Source organism: Actinoplanes missouriensis 431 (assembly GCF_000284295.1).
GTDB lineage: Bacteria > Actinomycetota > Actinomycetes > Mycobacteriales > Micromonosporaceae > Actinoplanes > Actinoplanes missouriensis.
On sequence record NC_017093.1, the window covers coordinates 3024536 to 3042302 of the forward strand.

23 protein-coding genes, 1 pseudogene and 1 riboswitch are annotated in these 17767 nt (G+C 69.6%); of the genes and pseudogenes, 13 read left to right on the top strand and 11 right to left on the bottom strand.

Going from position 1 to position 17767, the window contains the following annotated elements:
* The first annotated feature begins 7 nt into the window (after positions 1-7).
* Positions 8-457 carry a hypothetical protein gene (locus AMIS_RS14155; RefSeq protein ID WP_014442991.1) on the top strand — a complete coding sequence of 150 codons (450 nt, stop codon included), beginning with the start codon at positions 8-10 and terminating at the stop codon, positions 455-457.
* A 64-nt stretch (positions 458-521) separates the two neighbouring features.
* Positions 522-1184 (top strand): nucleoside/nucleotide kinase family protein, encoded by a 663-nt coding sequence (locus AMIS_RS14160; RefSeq protein WP_014442992.1) that lies wholly within the window; start codon positions 522-524, stop codon positions 1182-1184.
* On the opposite strand, the gene AMIS_RS44850 is transcribed toward AMIS_RS14160, so the two are convergent.
* The 3 genes from AMIS_RS44850 to AMIS_RS14170 all read right to left on the bottom strand — a co-directional run bounded on the left by AMIS_RS44850 (position 1185) and on the right by AMIS_RS14170 (position 4302).
* On the bottom strand, positions 1185-1544 hold the full coding sequence (locus AMIS_RS44850; protein WP_157434855.1) for a helix-turn-helix domain-containing protein: 360 nt from the start codon (positions 1542-1544) through the stop codon (positions 1185-1187).
* A gap of 748 nt (positions 1545-2292) precedes the next feature.
* Positions 2293-3501: a pectate lyase gene (locus AMIS_RS14165; RefSeq protein ID WP_014442994.1), complete on the bottom strand. Its 1209-nt coding sequence runs from the start codon at positions 3499-3501 to the stop codon at positions 2293-2295.
* Positions 3502-3735: 234 nt separating this feature from the next.
* Positions 3736-4302 carry a C40 family peptidase gene (locus tag AMIS_RS14170; RefSeq protein WP_014442995.1) on the bottom strand — a complete coding sequence of 189 codons (567 nt, stop codon included), beginning with the start codon at positions 4300-4302 and terminating at the stop codon, positions 3736-3738.
* Between the two features lie 6 nt (positions 4303-4308).
* Positions 4309-4486, bottom strand: a riboswitch (cyclic di-AMP (ydaO/yuaA leader).
* A gap of 332 nt (positions 4487-4818) precedes the next feature.
* Here AMIS_RS14170 and AMIS_RS14175 point away from each other — a divergent pair.
* From AMIS_RS14175 to AMIS_RS14185, 3 genes are all read left to right on the top strand, one after another.
* Positions 4819-5745, top strand: a complete 927-nt coding sequence (locus AMIS_RS14175; protein WP_014442996.1) for a flagellar M-ring protein FliF C-terminal domain-containing protein — start codon at positions 4819-4821, stop codon at positions 5743-5745.
* A gap of 93 nt (positions 5746-5838) precedes the next feature.
* Entirely contained in the window at positions 5839-6753 is a 915-nt protein-coding gene (locus tag AMIS_RS14180; protein ID WP_157434857.1) for a dioxygenase family protein, read from the top strand.
* Positions 6754-6838: 85 nt separating this feature from the next.
* Entirely contained in the window at positions 6839-7300 is a 462-nt protein-coding gene (locus AMIS_RS14185; protein WP_014442998.1) for a response regulator, read from the top strand.
* Between the two features lie 8 nt (positions 7301-7308).
* Here AMIS_RS14185 and AMIS_RS14190 read toward each other — a convergent pair whose 3' ends face one another.
* Positions 7309-7821: a hypothetical protein gene (locus AMIS_RS14190; protein WP_014442999.1), complete on the bottom strand. Its 513-nt coding sequence runs from the start codon at positions 7819-7821 to the stop codon at positions 7309-7311.
* Between the two features lie 214 nt (positions 7822-8035).
* On the opposite strand from AMIS_RS14190, the gene AMIS_RS14195 reads away from it, so the two are divergent.
* From AMIS_RS14195 to AMIS_RS14205, 3 genes are all read left to right on the top strand, one after another.
* On the top strand, positions 8036-8434 hold the full coding sequence (locus tag AMIS_RS14195) for a response regulator transcription factor (RefSeq protein WP_014443000.1): 399 nt from the start codon (positions 8036-8038) through the stop codon (positions 8432-8434).
* Positions 8435-8442: 8 nt separating this feature from the next.
* Positions 8443-9282 (top strand): hypothetical protein, encoded by an 840-nt coding sequence (locus AMIS_RS14200; protein ID WP_157434858.1) that lies wholly within the window; start codon positions 8443-8445, stop codon positions 9280-9282.
* A gap of 85 nt (positions 9283-9367) precedes the next feature.
* Positions 9368-9934 (top strand): hypothetical protein, encoded by a 567-nt coding sequence (locus AMIS_RS14205; protein ID WP_157434859.1) that lies wholly within the window; start codon positions 9368-9370, stop codon positions 9932-9934.
* Positions 9935-10193: 259 nt separating this feature from the next.
* On the opposite strand, the gene AMIS_RS43665 is transcribed toward AMIS_RS14205, so the two are convergent.
* Positions 10194-10424 (bottom strand): hypothetical protein, encoded by a 231-nt coding sequence (locus AMIS_RS43665; protein WP_197538014.1) that lies wholly within the window; start codon positions 10422-10424, stop codon positions 10194-10196.
* Positions 10425-10692: 268 nt separating this feature from the next.
* Here AMIS_RS43665 and AMIS_RS14215 point away from each other — a divergent pair, with 268 nt between their 5' ends.
* Together AMIS_RS14215 and AMIS_RS14220 are read left to right on the top strand one after the other, a co-directional pair.
* Complete coding sequence (locus AMIS_RS14215) at positions 10693-11436, top strand: NAD(P)-dependent oxidoreductase (RefSeq protein ID WP_014443004.1); 744 nt, start codon at positions 10693-10695, stop codon at positions 11434-11436.
* A 7-nt stretch (positions 11437-11443) separates the two neighbouring features.
* On the top strand, positions 11444-11668 hold the full coding sequence (locus tag AMIS_RS14220) for a hypothetical protein (protein ID WP_014443005.1): 225 nt from the start codon (positions 11444-11446) through the stop codon (positions 11666-11668).
* 31 nt (positions 11669-11699) lie between these two features.
* Here AMIS_RS14220 and AMIS_RS14225 read toward each other — a convergent pair whose 3' ends face one another.
* Both AMIS_RS14225 and AMIS_RS14230 read right to left on the bottom strand, forming a co-directional pair.
* Entirely contained in the window at positions 11700-13190 is a 1491-nt protein-coding gene (locus AMIS_RS14225) for an FAD-dependent oxidoreductase (protein WP_231859303.1), read from the bottom strand.
* 166 nt (positions 13191-13356) lie between these two features.
* Complete coding sequence (locus AMIS_RS14230; RefSeq protein WP_014443007.1) at positions 13357-13971, bottom strand: hypothetical protein; 615 nt, start codon at positions 13969-13971, stop codon at positions 13357-13359.
* A 48-nt stretch (positions 13972-14019) separates the two neighbouring features.
* On the opposite strand from AMIS_RS14230, the gene AMIS_RS14235 reads away from it, so the two are divergent.
* Both AMIS_RS14235 and AMIS_RS14240 read left to right on the top strand, forming a co-directional pair.
* Positions 14020-14229 (top strand): hypothetical protein, encoded by a 210-nt coding sequence (locus AMIS_RS14235; RefSeq protein ID WP_041829769.1) that lies wholly within the window; start codon positions 14020-14022, stop codon positions 14227-14229.
* 61 nt (positions 14230-14290) lie between these two features.
* The gene (locus AMIS_RS14240) at positions 14291-14470 is read left to right on the top strand and encodes a hypothetical protein (RefSeq protein ID WP_014443008.1); all 180 of its coding nucleotides are present in this window, start codon (positions 14291-14293) and stop codon (positions 14468-14470) included.
* Between the two features lie 100 nt (positions 14471-14570).
* Here AMIS_RS14240 and AMIS_RS42660 read toward each other — a convergent pair whose 3' ends face one another.
* Together AMIS_RS42660 and AMIS_RS14245 are read right to left on the bottom strand one after the other, a co-directional pair.
* The gene (locus AMIS_RS42660) at positions 14571-14783 is read right to left on the bottom strand and encodes a hypothetical protein (protein WP_157434860.1); all 213 of its coding nucleotides are present in this window, start codon (positions 14781-14783) and stop codon (positions 14571-14573) included.
* 143 nt (positions 14784-14926) lie between these two features.
* A complete protein-coding gene (locus tag AMIS_RS14245) occupies positions 14927-15919 on the bottom strand; it encodes an IS481 family transposase (RefSeq protein WP_014443009.1) in 993 nt (330 codons plus the stop codon).
* 192 nt (positions 15920-16111) lie between these two features.
* Here AMIS_RS14245 and AMIS_RS14250 point away from each other — a divergent pair, with 192 nt between their 5' ends.
* Positions 16112-16435, top strand: a complete 324-nt coding sequence (locus AMIS_RS14250) for a hypothetical protein (protein WP_014443010.1) — start codon at positions 16112-16114, stop codon at positions 16433-16435.
* 1 nt (position 16436) lies between these two features.
* Here AMIS_RS14250 and AMIS_RS14255 read toward each other — a convergent pair.
* Positions 16437-16679, bottom strand: a pseudogene (locus tag AMIS_RS14255) (IS630 family transposase); the annotation flags it as partial.
* A 14-nt stretch (positions 16680-16693) separates the two neighbouring features.
* Positions 16694-17374 (bottom strand): hypothetical protein, encoded by a 681-nt coding sequence (locus AMIS_RS14260; RefSeq protein ID WP_014443012.1) that lies wholly within the window; start codon positions 17372-17374, stop codon positions 16694-16696.
* Positions 17375-17767 lie beyond the last annotated feature (393 nt).

The following is a 17767-nucleotide window of genomic DNA, read 5'->3' on the forward strand; positions in this document are numbered from 1 at the left end:
GGGTCCTGTGATTGATGCGGAGGCTGTCCGTGCTCTGCTGATCGGCGCGACGATCCGGAGCTTGGGCCGTGCTGCCGACATGGGCGTGCTGGAGCTTGTCGGAGAAGACGGCCAGGTCCTCGGCGTTCATCTCCAGTGTCCATTTCGGGTGCAGCGAAGCGATGCCGTGATCGTGGGCTCCAGGGACATCGATTTTCCACTCAAGGGAAGCCGGTCCGAGGCGTTCAACAATTTTTCGACGGTTTTTGACGATCGGGCAAGGCGCTTCACGGCGATACTGGGTCACCGTAAGCCCGTGGTTGAAGACGTTATCGTGGGCGGGTTGGGGGATCTCATTATCACGTGGTCACCCGACTATTCGCTGAATGCCTTTATTGATTCCTCCGGAAGGGTGGAGTCGTGGCGTGTCCTGGTCAGGGGCGGCGAGCATCACGTCTTTCCCGCCGAGTCCTCGTAGGGGTGCCCGAGTGCGGCCGTCAGGTGGCCGGCTGCGGGTGACCTGGCATCCTGGCTCGGTGGGGATGTCTCAGCAGCGGCGCGATGTTGTCGGACATGTGGCGGGGCGGATTCCCGTGCGCGGGGACGGCGGCTGCCTCCGGGTTGCCGTGGACGGGCCGGACGGCTCCGGGAAGACCACCTTCGCGGACGAGCTCGCCGCGGCCGTGCGGGCGCTCGGGCGGCCGGTCGTCCGGGTGTCGCTGGACGACTTCCACCACGTCCGGGCCGTGCGCTACCGGCTGGGGCGTGAGTCCCCGGAGGGCTTCTGGCGGGATTCGTATGACTATCAACGGTTCCGGGCCGACGTACTCGATCCCTTCGGTCCCGGCGGTCTGCGGCGCTATCGGCCGGCCGCGCACGACCTGGCCACCGACGGGGTTCTCGATCCGCCGTCACGGACCGCGCCGCCGGGGAGTGTCCTGATCGTCGACGGGCTGTTCCTGCACCGTGACGAGATCGGCAGTGTGTGGGACCTGTCGGTGTTCCTGGAGGTGCCGTTCGAGGTGACGGCGAGGCGGATGGCCCGCCGCGACGGCACGAACCCCGATCCGGGTCATCCGGAGATGCGACGGTACGTCGAGGCGCAGCGCATCTACTTCGCCGCCTGTTCGCCGCAGCAGCGGGCCGGCATTCTGATCCGCAACGAGGATGTCGAGGCGCCGCGGATCATCCGTACGGTGAAGTGATCAGACGGGCCGGCTCGCGCGGCTGCGGACCATCGCGCCGAGCTGGGTCCGGGAGGTGACGCCGAGTTTCGGGAAGATGCGGCGCAGGTGGGTGCTGACCGTGCGGTGCGACAGGTACAGCCGTTCGCCGATCTCGCGGTTCGTCATGCCGTCGGCGGCCATCTGGGCGATCTGCAGTTCCTGCGGGGTGAGCAGGTCGTGCGCCTCGACGGTATGGCGCTGGCTGGTTGCGCCGGAGGCGCGAAGCTCCTGGCGGGCCAGGTCGCCCCAGGGTGTGGTGCCGAGGCTGTCGAAGGTGTCGCGGGCGGCGCGCAGCGCGCGTTGGCCGGCGCGGCCGGCTGGACCGCGGTGGCGAAGGATCCCTCGGCCTCAAGAAGGCTCGTCGTCCGGTACGTCCTCAGGTTGGCTGACCCATCCGGAGAACACCGGAACTCCATGCCAGGGGCCTCGCATCGGCCGGCCATACGCGTCGAATTCGAGGTCCGTCGCGACGGCGACAACGGCGTATGGATGCCCGAACCGCAGATCCGCAGTTCGTATCACGCCTGCTGCTGGCTCGCTGTCATGAGTGGCGAATCCGGTGACCGCGGCCGCCTCGAATCCGTAGCGGCCGAACCGGGCCATCGCGGCTCTCGGGCCCACGCGTCAAGTAGCGCCGGCTCTGGTAGCGGCCCGGTGTGAGCCTGCGCCGGCAGACTCGAGTACCAATCGCGGATCGGATCGGAATCGGCGCCCGGCCGGTGCCAGACCGCAGTGCCCGACGCCACCAGCGGGTGCCCCCGCTCCAGCACGGTTGCGGCGATCTCCGCGGCGGACGCTGGGTCCATGCCAAGCGTGTCGGTCAGCGCGGCTCTGGTCGTGCTGTCGCTCGCCGACGCGCACAGCGCGAGCAGAAGCCACGCTCCGAGCGGCGATGCGACATGATGCCGCTCGCCGACCGTTGCGTGGAACCGCTGCGCCTATCGAGCGACAGCGCCGGCGGCGTCCGGTGTCATGGTGCGCAGTGTGCCACAGGCCGCCGCGCCGAAACGGCGGCCGACATCCACTCGTCACGACCACCCGCGCGAGCGGCCCGGGAGTCGCCTCCCGGGCCCGCCGCGAACCGGGCCTACTTGTACGTGATGTCGCTCTGGGTGACCTTGCAGTTGGCGTCGTTCCAGCCCTCGCCGAGGTACTTGGGCTCGCTGCCCTTGGCGACGCCCTGGTACTTGCCGCAGACCGTGGCGCCGGAGCTGTTGGTCAGGGTGACGCGGGTGATCGTGGCGGTGTCGCCCCAGTTGCTGTTGATGCCGGCGACCATGTCGATGTTGTTCAGCAGCACGTTGTCGATGCGCACATGCCTCTGGTACGAGTTGGTGCAGTTGCCGCAGCCGCGGTAGAGCTTGCCGGAGCCGCTGAGGTAGAAGCCGGAGATGCTGACGGTTCCGTTGCCGTTGTGCTGGAACGTCTTGTCGCTGCCGGACTTCGCTCCGCCACCGATCACGTAACTCGTACCCCCGCCTGTGCCTTTGAAGGTGGCGGCGTCCTCGCCGATGTCGTTCCACCACACGTTGCGGATGGTGCAGGTGCCTTCGCAGTGCACGCCGTCGCCGGCCGGGGAGCCGAGAATGACGTTCTGCAGGGTGCCGCCGTTGGCGATGCTGAACATCGGGTCCTGGGACTCGCTCTGTGAGCCGTCACCGATGCAGCAGTACGTCTTCATGCCACCGTCGAAGACGCCCGAGACGGTGATCGTGTCGTTGATCGACACGTTGCCGGCCGAGGACGGCCAGGCGCCGGTCGGCGTGCCGGTGCCGCTGGTCGGGCTCGGGCCGGCGGTGGGGCTGGTGGTCGGGTTGCCGGTCGGGGTGGAGCCGCCGTTGTACGTCTCGAACTCGGCGATCCGGGGCGCGGCGGAGGCGCTGGTGATCTCGAACGTGAGCTTCTTCAGCGACGTCGCGGCGAACGTGATGCTGCTCGGGCTGCCGCTGCCGGACGCCAGGACGCTGTTCCTGTCGGCGTTGAGCACCCGCCAGGCGCTGATCGAGCCGCCGCCGGAGGCCTGCTTGATGACGGCCGAGGAGACCGTGGTGGCGCTGCTCCACTTCACTGAGACGTATCCGGTCGCGCTCGCCGGCGACCAGTAGGTGCCGGTGTTGCCGTCGCGGACGTTGCCGTAGCTGGTGCCGCCGGCCTTGCTGGAGCCGTCCGCGCCGGCGCCGAGGCTCAGGTTGTCGGCGGCGAGGGCCTGCGGTGACGGCAGCGCCACCATGATCGCGGCGCTCGCGACCGCGGTGGCGGCCGCGGCCAGCCATCGGACGGCGATCGTTCTTCTCATCGAATTCTCACCTTCATGTGGGGATGGACAGCGCCCTCTAGCGGGGGGAAAGCGCTTTCCTGGCGAGAATAGAGAGAAATTAATGTACGAGTCAACGGGTCGCGCTTTGCGATAGGTGCTACTGCAACTTTTCTGCAAACAAAAAGTATTGACCGAGCCCGATGGCGAATCCTATTGTCGGCCGCGCCGCCCGCACCTGCCGGATCGGCGAGTGCGGGCGGCGTCGCGCCAGGGTCAGACCAGGCGCCGGACCACGTAGTTCTTGCTCCAGATCTTCTGCTTGGAGACGGTCTTGCCGGTCCGCGGCGCCGACCACATCTTGCCGCCACCGGCGTAGATGCCGGCGTGCGTGCCGCGCGTGCCCTTGCGGATGATGATCAGGTCACCCGGGCGCTTCTTGGACTTGGCGACGGCCTTGCCGTACCGCTGCTGCGAGTTCGCCTTGTGCGGCAGCTTCTTGCCTGCCGCTTTCTTGTAGACGTACTTCGTGAAGCCGGAGCAGTCGAACCGCTTGGGCCCGGCAGCGCCGAACTTGTACTTCTTGCCCTTGTGCCGGGCCGCTTCGGACACGACCCGCTTGCCGGCCGCTTTCGCCTTGGCGGAGGCGCTGACGGTGGCCCGGCTCGTGACCGCGCCGGCCGACGACACCGTCCAGGTGGCGGCGACCGCGGTCGTCTGCGGGGCGGCGACGGCGGGCTGCGGTGTGCCGACCCCGCCGGTGAGAAGACCGAGACCCACGGACAGGGCGATGGTGCCGGCTCCCAGCGTACGGGCGGGCCGGCTCGAGATGCGTACGCGCACGGTGAAGGAATCCCTCCGGCACGCCTGCGAGGTTAGCTGTCGGATTCGGGCGCGAAGGTATGCCCGGCCGCACGTCGGCGGCTTCACCCCGAGGTCCTCAACTCTCCGGCCGCCGCGGGCGGCGTGCCGGTCGAGGACCGATAGTGGTTCCCCCGTCCCTGCCCCGGAATGCCTCATGACTCGTCATGCGGGCACGTGCCGCCGGACCGGGGCAGGGCTCGGCGTGGTCCGGTCGGCACGACCGGCGGGCAGGTGCCCGCCGCCCCTCCTTGATAGCCCGGCCCGCAGCGGTCCGCCTCCGCCCCGATGCTCACACAGAGTGGTCGTGGTGCGAGGCGATGTCCGATTCGGAAGCCCGCTGCGAGGTTTGTCGGTACGCCACGCTCATGCCCGGTGACGCTGAGGTCGTGTTGATCTGTGAACGGGAACACGCGAATCGGTCGCCGCCGGACATCTCAACTGGGCGTGCTCCCGGGCGATGAGTCAGGCCCGATGAATCCGTGAGGAGGCAGGCCGGTGCAGAACTCGCCCGCGACGGCGCGCGCCGGGAGGCCGGTCGCGGCGCTCCTGGCCCTGACCCTCGCCGCCTGCATGGTGGGGAGTGCCGTTCCCGCGTACGCGGAATCCCCGGTGTCGCAACGACCGGCGACCGCTCGGCCGGCGCTCGGCGCCGACGCCGCCAGCGTGGCCTTCCAGCAGCGGCTGGACAGCTCCCTGCAGCGCATGCTGGACGCCGTCCTCGGCCCCGGCCGCTCGGCGGTCACCACCAGCGTCGAACTGAACCTCGACCAGGTCGTCACCTCCAGCACCACTCACGCCTGGGACCCGGCCACCGGCGCCCTGTCGGAGCGGATCAGCGCGCGCTCCTACACCGCCGGCAACGGCGGCACACGGTACGAGAGCAGCACCGAGTCCCGGGTCACCGCGCTCGACGAACTGCGGGAGACCCGCCGGCAGGCACCCGGCGACGTCGTCCGGCTCTCCGTCGCCGTCCTCGTCGACGACACCGCGGCGGCGAAGGTCGACCTGGCTCAAGTCCGTGAACTGGTCAGCGTGGCGGCCGGTGCCGACGCCGGCCGCGGCGACCGGGTGACGGTCACCGCCATGCCGATGCACACCGAGGCGGCCGCCGTCGCCCAGCCGGAGACCGAGTCGCACGCCGCGCTGCTCATCGCCGGGGCACTTCTCCTGCTGGCCGGGGTCATGCTGCTGGCTGCTCTGCGGTGGCGGCGGAGGCGGAGCCGGGCGGTCCCTGTGCAGGCCGACTGGCGGGAACCGCTGCGCGTCGAGTCGCAGCTCCAGCCCTCGCCGGTAGCCGCCACCGCCGTCGCACCGATCAGCGCGGCGCCCCACCGTGACGATCGGGAGCGGCAGCGCGCCATCCAGGCGATGGACCCGGCTCAGGCCGCGCAGCAGCTACGCGGCTGGATCGGCCCCGGCTGAGGAGTTGGCGGACTTTTATTGAACATTCAACCTTCACGGCGTACGGTGGGAGTTGTTGAAGGTTCAATTAGAGATTCGCCCTCAGGAGTGACCGTGACCCCGAGCAGCCCCGGCGAAGCCACCGCGATCGCCGACGCCCGTATTCCGGCCGAGCACCCGTTCGCCGCGCACCTGCGGCGGGTCGCCGCTCTCGAGCAGGCCGACCCGCACCGTGCCTGGACGCCCGAGGACGGGCCGATGCCCAGCCTCTACCTCTCGCACGGTGGCGGCCCGATGCCGTTCGAGAGCCCGCAGTGGCTCGACCCGCTGCACGCGTGGGCACGCAACCTGCCCAAGCCGAAGGCGATCCTGATCGTGAGCGCGCACTGGGAGTCGGCCCCGCTGTCGGTCAGCGCCGTCCAGCCGGACGAGCTGGTCTACGACTTCGGCGGCTTCGACGCGCTCTACTACACCTTCCGGTACGACACCCCGGACGCCGGTGACCTGACCCGGCAGGTCGCCGCGATGATGCCGGACACCGAACAGGTGCACCAGCACAACCGGCGCGGCCTGGATCACGGCGCCTGGGTGCCCATGAAGATCATGTACCCGGCAGCCGACATCCCGGTGCTGCAATTGAGCCTGCCCACCGAGGACCCGGACAAGCTGCTCGCCCTCGGCCGGCGACTGCGGCCGCTGCGGGAGCAGGGCGTGCTGGTGATCGGCTCCGGTCACATGACGCACGGGCTGCCGTTCCTGAACCGCGAGATGATCATGCACAACAAGGTGCCGGGCTGGTCGGCCGACTTCGACGCCTGGGCCGCCGACGCCCTGGCCCGCGGTGACGTCAACGAGCTCGCCCGGTTCCGCACCGCCGCGCCCGGCATGCCCTACGCCCACCCGACCGTCGAACACTTCACCCCGCTGTTCGTGACGCTCGGCGCGGCCACCGACCCCACCGCGCCGGTCGTCACGACGCTCGACGGCTACGGCGTCGGCCTCTCCCGGCGCTCTTTCCAGGCCGCCTGACCGGCGGGCCGCGGGTGCCGGGTCCCTACCCCGGCCGGGCCGCTATTGTTTGCTCTCGAACAAGCGTTCAGGCCGAGGTGGAACGATGGTGGAGGAGGTGGCTGTGGTGACGAGTACACGGGCTCTCGACGTGCTGATCGTGGATGACGACGACGCGGATGCCCTGATGATCGAAGAGGCCCTGGAGACGGCAGCGGTCCCGCCGCACGTGCACCGGGTCGCCGACGGCGCTCAGGCCCTGGAGTACCTGCGCCGCGAGGGCGTCTACGCGGGCGTGCAGCGGCCGGACCTGATCCTGCTCGACCTCAACATGCCCCGGATGGGTGGCCGCGAGGTCCTCGCCGAGATCCGTGAGGACGCCGAGCTGACCGCGATCCCGGTGGTCGTGCTCACCACCTCCAACGCGGTGCCGGACATCGTCGGCAGCTACTCCGGGCACGCCAGCGCCTACATCACCAAGCCGATGGAACTCGACGCGTTCGAGGCGGTCGTGCAGCAGATCAACCGCTTCTACGGCAGCGTGGCCAGCCTCCCGTCCACCGCCTGAGCGGTGGGTCAGCGCAGCCGCACGACCCGGGAACCGAACCGGGCGCGTACGGCGATCGTCGTGCCGGTCCGGTCGACGTGGGTCCACCTGCCGGACCGGGCGCCGCACGGCTGCCCCGGCCGGGGGAGGACCCCGCTCACGGTGGTGGACTGGCGTCCGGTCAGGGCGATGCCGGTCATCTGGTTCTTGACCCGGGGCTGGTAGGTGACCCGGGTGCTGATCACGGTGGCCGCCGTCACGGTGACCCGGATCGTCCTCTTCCGGGCGCCGGGCGGGGCGGCACGGGAGCACGTGGCGGCGTACCTCTGCTTGCGAATGCTTGTGATCATCACGTGGCGGGCGTTCTCCTGCATCATGGCCGCGCTCCACCCGAAGGCACGTTGCACATGCGCCTTGTCGACGAAACCGACACCCGTCTTCTCGTCGAACGCCAACGACGCGGCGGCCGGCTGCGCGGACACCGCGATCCCCACGAGGTTCACCGCGACGCAGGCGGCGGCCACCCGCAGACACCAAGGCATGGTCTCCCCGCTTTCTCCCCGGCCCTCTCCTGCGGCCCTCTTCTGCGGCCTTCTTCTGCGGACCGCAGTCAAGGTCATGATGACGAAGAGGTCCGTGCCGGGACGGGCGCCGGGATGACGTGCGACCGAACGGGTGAACGGTCCGGTGCCGTACCCGCTCATGCACTCCCGCCGCCGGCCGATATGAGAATGGGCACGCGGACGAGGGGGCCCGATGACCGAGGACCTGATCCTGATCGCCGAGGACGACGCTGACATCCGCGAGATGCTGGACTTCGTCCTCCACTCCGCCGGGTACGAGACGGTGAGCGTGGGTGACGGTCAAGCCGCCGCCCACGTGCTGACCACCCGGCATCCGACGGCGGTGATCACTGACGTCCGGATGCCGACGATCGACGGCATCGACCTGTGCCGGCTGGTACGCCGCACCGAGGGCAGCGGCACCGCGGTCCTGATGTTCACCGCCAACGCGCTGGGCAGCGAGGTCACGGCGGGCATGAACGCCGGCGCCGACCGGTACCTCACCAAGCCGATCTCCCCGCGCCACCTGCTCGCGGAGCTGCGGGAGGTGCTCGCCAGCAAGAGCGCCCACGAGCAACCGTGCGGGCAATGACGTCATGGATGCCGCATGTCGACGGGTTGACCCGCGCCTTCTGGCGCCTCACCGGCCGTCCGGTCGATCTGGCACGTCGCCATCAGTGGCTGGCTGCTCCGATGCACCACCGCGAGACGATCGGCGACACCTGGCTGGAGGAGGCCGCGGCGTCCTACGGCGGCGCCGCGCACGAGCGGACAGGCGGTGGACTCCTGGCCGACATGGCACAGCTCGACGGACCGGAATTCCGGGCGTCCGCCTTACGCCCCGAGGTGCGCGATTTCTACGAACACACGTCGAACTGGCGGATGGAGGTATGGGCGCAATGGAACCCGTTCTTCCTGCCCGGCGGCGAATTGGTGCTGCGCGGTTTCGGACGCCGGGTTCAGCAGCTGGCGTTGCCGACCAGGCCGCTCGATGTCGCCCTCGGCATGGACAGCCGGGTGGTGGCGATCGTGGACGCCGAGGGGGAGCAGCGGGCGGCCGGATGGTTACGGACACTGCGCTCCACCGGCGAATACGTCTACAGCGGGTGCTACTCCACCCGGCTGCTGCCCGGGTCCGCCCAACCGAGCGTGCACGTCGCCTTTCCCCTCCCCGAGGGCAACGTGCAGGTCTTCCTGCGACCGAAGGTGCTCCCCGACCATTCGCTGGAATTGAGTTCACCGGCGGGCCTGTTCGGCCGGGACGGCGCCTATGCCGTCGTGCGCGGCGGGGGCCGTGTGCACGCCGCGCGAATGCCCATCCATGAGGATTTCCGTGTCTTCGTGGACCGTGAAGGCGTGCTCCGGGCGGACCATTCACTGCGCTTGTGGTCGGCGACAGTGGTGCGCCTGCACTACAAGCTGACGCCGGCGCCGGCGTAGGCCGATCCTGCGGCCCCGGGTTGCGGGTTGGTTGCGTGTGCGGGAAAACCGCAGCCGGGGGCCCGGGCTGCCGATGCTGGCCGCCGTGACCGAACAGGCAGACCGCTTCGCGCTGACGACCGGCCGGGATGGGCGCATCCTGCTCTCACTGGTGCTCCGGAGCCATCCGTGGGCGACCGCTACCGACTACCCCCGCGCGCGCCGCTACTGGGCGTGCGCCCCCGGGCCTCGGCCGCGGTGGCTCGGCGGCGGCTCCGGTTCCGGGTACGGCCGTGACGACGCCCGCCACGCCGAGGACGCGCACGCCGTCGCGGTGGCGTACGTGCCGGGGGTCTCCTGCTCCGGCTGCGGTGACCGGCGCTGGCGGCCGGTGGACCGGGAGGCGGTCGGGCGCTACGTCTACGGCGGCGTCACGGGCACCTGCCTGACCTGCCGGGAGGTGCCCGCCGAGCCGGCGCCGCCGGAGTCCCGGCCGCCGCTGGTGGCGGAGGCGTTCGTCGGCGCGCCGATCACCGTGGACGCGCAGCCCCGTGACGTGATCGTGCGAACCGCCGCCGCCCCCGGCACCGACATGGTCCTCCGCCGCGCCTCCGCCGCGGTGGTCACCGCCGGGCGGCTGCCGGGCGTGCACCGCTATCTCGGACACCTGTGAACCTCGGGTGGAGGCCGCCTGCCGTCACAGCCGGTGCCTGTACCTGACGATGCCCCGGCGCGGGCGACCCCGCGACGGCGGGATCGGAGCCCGGCGGGACAGCGGCGTCAGATGAGGATGGCGGCGAGGTCGCGGAACGCGGCGGCGGGGAACGACGTCGCGTCGCCGCCGTTGAGGACCTGGATCGCCACCTCGTCCGGACCGGCCCGGTAGTGTTTCTCGATCCCGTCCGCGACCTGCTCCGGCGTACCCCAGGGGATCAGGGCGTCGACGAGGCTGTCGCTGCCGCCGCCGACGAAGTCGTCGTCGGTCCAGCCGAAGCGGCGCAGGCCACCATCTTCGAGTACGGCTTGCGGTACGCGGTGCCGTCGCCTTCGACGAGTACGGCGTGGCTGGTGCCGAGGCCGAGCAGGAACCGGCCGGGATGGGCGCTGACGGCATCCCGTGTGTACGCGGCGGCCTCAGCGGGCGCCGCGTGCCAGATGGACATGATGGCGAGTTCCACACCGGAGCCGGTCAATCGGGAAGGAAGCACCTGGCGAGGACCCGGGCGCCCCCTTCCGGGCGGGGCGGCGGACTCGCGCATCGCCGGTCCGGGCCGAACAGGCGTAAGGTGAAGGTGTCGCCCAGGTCCTCGGTGACCGGTATTCGGCCGTGGTGGGTTCTCCGACGTCTTCTTCGCCGCCGCAGCGATCGAGTGCGTTCCTTACGCAGGCACTACTCACGCACGAAAACCGGCCGCGGCCGAGGAGAGAGTCATGGACACAGCCCCCGCACGCAACGACGGCACCTCGTCCGCGAAGCCCCGCGTCTGCATCATCGGCGCCTCTGGAAAACTCGGGCGTTACATGGTGCGGCACGCCCTGGACCGCGGCTACGACGTCGTGGCCGTCTGCCGGGAGGCCAGCGTCGGCAAGCTCGACGTGTTCGGCGACCAGATCACCATCGTGCCGGGACAAACCGACAGCCGCCCGGTCGTCAAACGCGGCGTCGACGGCTGCGACAGCGTGCTGACCGTGCTGGTTCCGCGCGGCGTCGACAGGTACTCGACCCGAACCGCCCAGGCGGTCCTCGACAGCGCGAAGCCCGGCGCCCGGCTGATCTTCTCGTGCGGATGGCACATCACCCGCGACGGCCTGGACACGTACTCCTGGAAGCTCAGAGCGCTCGTGAAGATCGCCGGCCCGGTGGCGAAACTCGTCCGCTTCGCCGATCTCGACGATCAGGTGGAGGCATGCCGGCGGGTCTTCGCCAGTGACACCCGGTGGACCGTCGTGCGCGGCAGCGATCTGGAAGAAGGCGACAGCGAAGGACTGCCCGTCTGGAGCCGGCACGTCGGCGACCCGATCCTCCGGAGCAACACGACGCGGCGGATCGACTTCGCCCAGTTCATGGTCGAGGCGCTGACCGACGACGAGCTTGTCCAGGAGGCGCCCGCCATCGTCGGCTGCCGTACCCCGTCGGCCCTCGCCCACGCCGCCGGGCCGACGGCACGGTCCTGAGGACGACATGGCCAGTACCGTGCTCCGGGTCCGCCTGATCGGCGGCGACCGGATGGACATCACCTATGAGCGACCGGGCATGTCCGGCCAGGACGAGCTGATCGAACACGTGATCGCGACGTTGGCCGAGGACACCGGCGCGCTGCACTGCAAACACGGTGAACGGTTGATCGTGCTCTACGGCCGGGGGGTCGCGGCCATCGAGGTCGCCCCCCGTGGCCCGGTGTTGTGACGCGCCACTGACCTCGCCGGCCCGGTGGTGCTCAGCGTCCGGCCAGCAGCCCGCGGCGCGGGACCGAGTACACCTGCACCGGGCGTACGCCGTGGCGGCGCAGGATCGCGTTGGTGGCCGTCGCGGCTGAGGCGGCGGAGCGTTCCATCAGCGCGCAGGGGAACGGCATGCGGACCCAGTCGCCGGCCAGGAACAGCCCGTCGGCGTCGGTGGACACGCCCGGCCGGGTGGCGTCACTGCCGACGTCGAACGCGGGAGCGTCACCACCGATCCGGGTGTCGCTGTCGACCACCCGCAACCCGTTCGCCTCCGGCCAGATCCCGGCCAGCTGCGACCACATGTCGCGAGCCGCTTCCGGCGCGCTGACACCGGCGTCGGCGGCGTAGGCGTGCAGTTCCAGAACCGCGCCGCCGGTGCGTCGCGCCCACCGGGCGGACCCGTGTTCGACGCGATGGAACAGGCTCACCGAGTCCAGCAGGGGCTCGCGGGCGACACTGCTGAACACCGCGCGGTCCGCGGCGACGTCCCGATCGGTCCAGACCCGGCTGACCGCGTACGGGGCGGTGGTCCGTACCGTATCGATGTTCTTCACCAGGCCCGGCGCCTGTTCGGCGAGGGCGGGGGAGGCGGCCACGATGTCGCGCGCGGATGCGGGGTCGGTCGCCAGGATGACGTGGTCGGCCTGGATCCGGGTATCGCCGGTGAGGGTGACGGTCCAGCCCGGTTCGATCCGGTCGACGGCGGCGCCGGTGCGGATGTTCGCGCCCATCGCCTGCAACCGTTCGCAGAGCGGCGTCCAGATCGAGGTCTGGTAGTCGTCGTCGGGCGCGTCGAAAGCGAGCCCTTCGGCGTTGCGCAGGAAGTAGAAGTGAAACTGCATGATCATCTCCGCGGCTGACATCTCGGCCGCGGGGTTGAAGAACGAGTGCGCGAACACGTCGAACAGCAACGCGCGGGCCTGGTCCGGCATGGCGAGCCGGTCGAGGTAGTCCGCCGCCGACATCGTGTCGAACTCCCGGTAGGTCCGGGCACGCGAATATCGCAGCAGCGCCATCGCCACCGGGCCGTCGACGTCGCGCATCTCGCGCATCCGCAGGCTGGGGGAGCGGGCGATCAACGCCAGCAGACTCCAGGGTGGAGTCCGGGGCAGCCCGCCGAAGTCCTCGTCCGGCCAGGCCCGGGACACCACGGGGTAACGCTCGGCCGGGCGGAGGAACGACAGCGAGGGGTCGATCCGGCGCAGGATGTTGCGCCAGTTGTAGTACTGCCGGAAGAAGGCGTGAAACCCGTGGCCGACCATCTGCGTTGACCCGTCCACCAGCTGTCTCGGCCACGCCGCGAGCCGGCCGCCGAGCCGCTCGTCGCGTTCCAGCAGGGTCACCGCGACACCGCGCTCCGCGAGCAGCAGGGCCGATGTCATTCCCGCGATGCCGCCGCCGATCACCACGGCGCGCACCGGGTGCCCCACGGTGCGTGGCAGTGACCGATCGATGCGCACCAGGCGGTCGGCGTGGCGGCTCACGGAGCTGGATCCGCGGGAAGGCGTCATGTTCCGCACATTCCCGGCCACCCGAGATCCAATCCCTCGTCAGACGGTTGCCACCGGTCCGGTGAGAATTTCGCGCGCGCCGTCGAGTGTGTACGGAGAGGGAGCCACCCGCCGATGATCGGGTGACCTCGATGGGTCGTCAAGGGCGTGGCCAGTCGCCTATCCGGGCGACACCATGACCTCCTTCACCAGTGCACCACCAGACCGCGGCTCCGCCGTGACGTCGGGCGTGGACCCCGCGCCGGTGCGCGGGACACTCCGGCCATGCCGACCACAGCGCGTGCATCACCGCGTCCTGCGCATCGTCGGCCACCGCCACCAGCGCGGACACCGGGTCGGCGCCGGAGTCGGGGAGGACTCCCTGCCCTGATCCGGTGTGACCGTCCCAGGTTTCGGCATAGGCGTTCTCCCGGACGCGCAGCCGGCAGCCGTGAGGCAGGCCGCTCGCCGCGATGTCCCGGTTCACCAGGCGCATGGCCTCCTGCAGGCGTACCAGCCAACCCGGCTCCTCCGCGAAGCCGGGAGCGAAGTCGGCCTTCGCCAGGACAACGAGGGCGAGTTCGGCCCTGTGCAGCCGGCTCCCCGGGGCGCAATCGAGGCTCTGCGACGCCAGCTCGGTGGCGTCCGGATCAGCCGGGCGGAACTCCAGCACGGACGCGGCCAGGTCGAACGTGTCCGTGCAGTCCACCGCTCCTGCCCGGGCCGCGCGGTAGACGATCCGGCAGAGCCGGTCGAAGTCCGCTGTCTCATCCATGTATCCATGATCAGGCACCGCGTTGACCAGGGTCCCTACGCTGGCGCAATGAAGATCGTTGATGTCGGGGCTGCGGTCGTGCTCTCCGCGACCGCGGCGACCTTCCTCGGGCTCGGTTGGGAGCTCCGGTCGGAACAGTCCGCCTACGGCGACGGAATCGTCACGACGGCGACCACGACCAGCTTCCGCACCACACGCTCCGCCAACGAGGACCGGACGATCTGGACCACCCACTATCGGCCCGTCTACACCTTCTGAGACACAGGACGGCGAGACGGCGACGTTCGCTGATCCGAAGACCGTCACGGAACTGCCGCAGGTGGGCCGGACCGTTCAGCTCTCCTACCGCGCCGATCAGCCCGGGCGGGCCCGGGTGGTCCGCGGCTGGCACGGCTGGACGGCTTTCCCGGTCATGTTCACGGCGGTCGGCGCGGTGCTCCTCGCGGGCATCCTCTACACCCTGGTACGCCCGAGAGCGCGTCTCACGGCCTCACGCTGAGTTCATCGATGAGATCTCGATAGGTGTGGGCCGCCGGTTCCGGTTGGTAATCGGAGTCTGGGACACGATGCGTACCCTTGGTTGAAAGGTCTGCCGGAGGTTACGGCCTGCGGTCGCGCCGCAACCTGGTGAGGCCGGCGACGGCCAGCGCAGCGCCGGCGAGCACGCCACCGTAGAACATCAATTGGAGCATCCCGCCCCCGATGTTGGGACCGCCCCACCGATCAGGAAACGCATCGCGCGCCCACAGATTGACTACTGCGCCAGTCAGGCTGACGGCGAGCAGTGCCGCGCCGGCTGCGGTTAGCCGCATGTTCGATGCTCCTTCGGGGTGTGTCGATCCAGCTTCCCATCCCGTTGCCATTAACGCAGCAAGGTCCAACGCACTGTCGTACGGCCGAGCGGGCCCGCCGGGTCGGCGCGAACCGACCATGCGTGCCCTCAGCCTGGACGGCGCTAGTTGTGATGTCCAGCCAGGTTGTTCAACCGGGTGATGGGTGCCAGTTTGCCGATGGCGGTGTGGGGTCTGTGGTGGTTGTAGTCGTGCAGGAATGCGGGTAGTGCGGCGCGGCGGGCTTTCTCCGAGGTGTAGAGCTTGGCGAAGGCCCAGCCGTCGGCCAGGGTGCGGTGGAAACGCTCGATCTTGCCGTTTGTCTGAGGCCGGTAAGGGCGCGTCTTCTTCACCGTGATGCCCAGTTCGGCGCAGGTGTCTCGCCAGAGGTGTGATTTGTAGGCGGAGCCGTTGTCCGACAGCACTCGCCGGGTGGTGACGCCGCGTTCGGCGAACCAGGTGGTCGCGCGGCGTAGGACTGCGGTGGCGGTGACCGCGGTTTCGTCGTCGTGGATTTCGGCGTAGGCCACGCGGGAGTGGTCGTCGATGACGGTGTGCACGAACGCGGTGCCGATCATGGGGTTGTAGTGCTTGTTGCGTGGCTTGCCGATCGTGGTGGCCCGGTTCTTCTTGCCTTGCTGACGGCCGAGGTAGCGCCAGCCGCCTCCATCAGGCACGTTGCCGAGTTTCTTGACGTCGACATGCAGCAGGTCGCCGGGCTGGGCGTGTTCGTAGCGGCGGATCGGTTCGCCGGTGGCACGGTCGAGGTGAGACAGCCGGTTCGCTCGCTGGCGGAGCAGGACGGCGTGCACGGTGGAAGCTGCCAGGCCGATCTCATCGGCGATCGGGACCGGACCCCAGCGTCGTTTACGGCGTAGGTGCAGAATCTTGCGTACCACCGGTGCCGGGGTCCGGTTCGGCTGTCGGTGGGGTCGTGACGAGCGGTCGTGCATGCCGGCTTCGCCTTCAGCGCGGTAGCGGCCGGCCCATTTCGCGGCGGTGCGCCAGGACACGTCGTAGCGTTCGGCTGCTCGTGCGGGTGACCAGCCGTGGTCCACGATCAGACGCGCCAGCCGCAATCGCGCTCGTGGGGTCAGCGCGGCGTTAGCGTGGGACATGAAGGCCTCCAGCCTGGTGAGAGTGGTTCCGTGACAGCTCCACTGCACCGTTGGAGGCCTTCATCTGTTCACAAGATCAGGTCTTGATCGTCAGATCGAGTGGTCGCACTTCCTCGACCAACGTCCCTGGACATCACAGCTAGTGCCGTGACCAATAACGTTCACCGGCTGGGCTCCCAGTAGCCTCGAGGCGTGGGCGGCCAAGAGCAGTACGTGCGATATCGGCAGGATCGAACTGTGCTGGCGGCGATTGGTACTCAGTTGGAGTCCCAGGTCAATCGGGTCAGCGTGCGCTTGCCTCGGTCTCTGGCCGAGTCGGCGGTCGCGGCCTGGGATCGGGAGGAGACAGACGAGATCGGCGAGGAGAGCCGCGAGGAGTACGAGTTGCGTGATGACGCCGCCGAGCTGGCTTGGATCGGCCTGGCCGTCAGTGAGCGCGGTGTGTGGGACGGCGAGGAGGTCGTCGTTGATCTGGATGTTGTGCAGGTCGCTGCGGCACTGCGGGCCGCACGGTAGTTCAGGCGGCGCAGGCGAGAGGTCGTCCGCCCCAGCGGATGCCTTTCTCGCTGCGGACGCGGACGCGGGCGCGTTCGCGGCGTTGGGCGGCCAGGACGTCGGGGTGGCGTGCGTGGGTGTTGCGCCAGCGCAGGTAGGCGTGCAGTTTGCGGGCCAGGGCGGTGTGGTTCGGATGGTTCGAGCCGGCGATCACGAAGGTGCGTAGCGGTCCGAACTGTGCCTCGATCGGGTTGGCCCAGGACGCTCTTGGTCAGAGCACTAGCTGACCGCCGTTGCGATCGGGTAGCCGGCCGCGGCCACTTCCGTACGGACGGCGGCGAGGCTCGACTCCGGGTTCAGCGCCCGGACCACGTCGTCGGTGAGTGGCCGCAGCGCCGCGACGTACGCCACCGCATCCCGGTCGATCTCGGTCTCGTAGTAGTCGCTGGCGAAGTCAACGTACGCGTCGACGATGTCGTCGCACAGGATGCTGAGCCGGTCAGTGCCGTCCGGGCTGATGTCGTAGGGGCCGCGGGCCGGCGGGAACGTGATGCCGGCGCCGGCGTGCCAGCGGTCGTCGCCGGTCCGCCGCCACAGCACCGCTGTCGCGATCAGGTCGTCGCCGTCGCAGAACGCCGGATCGGCGACCTGTCCGGCGAACTCCGGCGGCAGCCCGTCGAGCAGTCCCGGCCAGAGCGCCATATCGTCATCGGCGGCATAGGGCGACATCGCGGACTCGTGGTCGAACAGCCGGATGAATACGCCGGCGTCGCCGAAGACGATGGTGTACTCGTCGCCGCTGCCGTTGCTCATCAGCGCTGCTTCACTGTCACCCCAGGCGGTGTAGCTGTAGTACTCGTACCCGGTGCCCTGGATCAACTCCAGAACGGCCAGTGCCCGGCACCGGTCGCGCAGCACCGGAATCGAGGGCAGCCGACCGGCGATGTCATAGACGTTCACCCGATGACCTTACGAGCCCCGCCGTCACCCGGCTCCGGCACGGTGCTCCGGGCCCTCGACCGTGCCCCGCAACGCCTCGGCCACAACGCCATCGGTATACATCAGCAACGCTGTCTTGGCACCCACGGTCCGAACGCTACGGTGACTTCGCAGGCCGCACAGTGCCCCGGCACAGCAGGACCGCAATGCGGCCGACTGCCACCGTCATGGCTGGTGGCCGGCCGTACAGGGCATCTTGTCGTGCCGAATTCAGTGCGTTCTCCGTGGAGGCCCGAGCTGGTCGTTTCGCCGATTCTTGAATAGCCGAACGGGGGCGACTTCGGGTGGTCGTCGGGAGGGCGTAGGAACCCCATTTCCGGAGCCCTTTCGCGCGTGGTTCCGGTGACCTGGAAT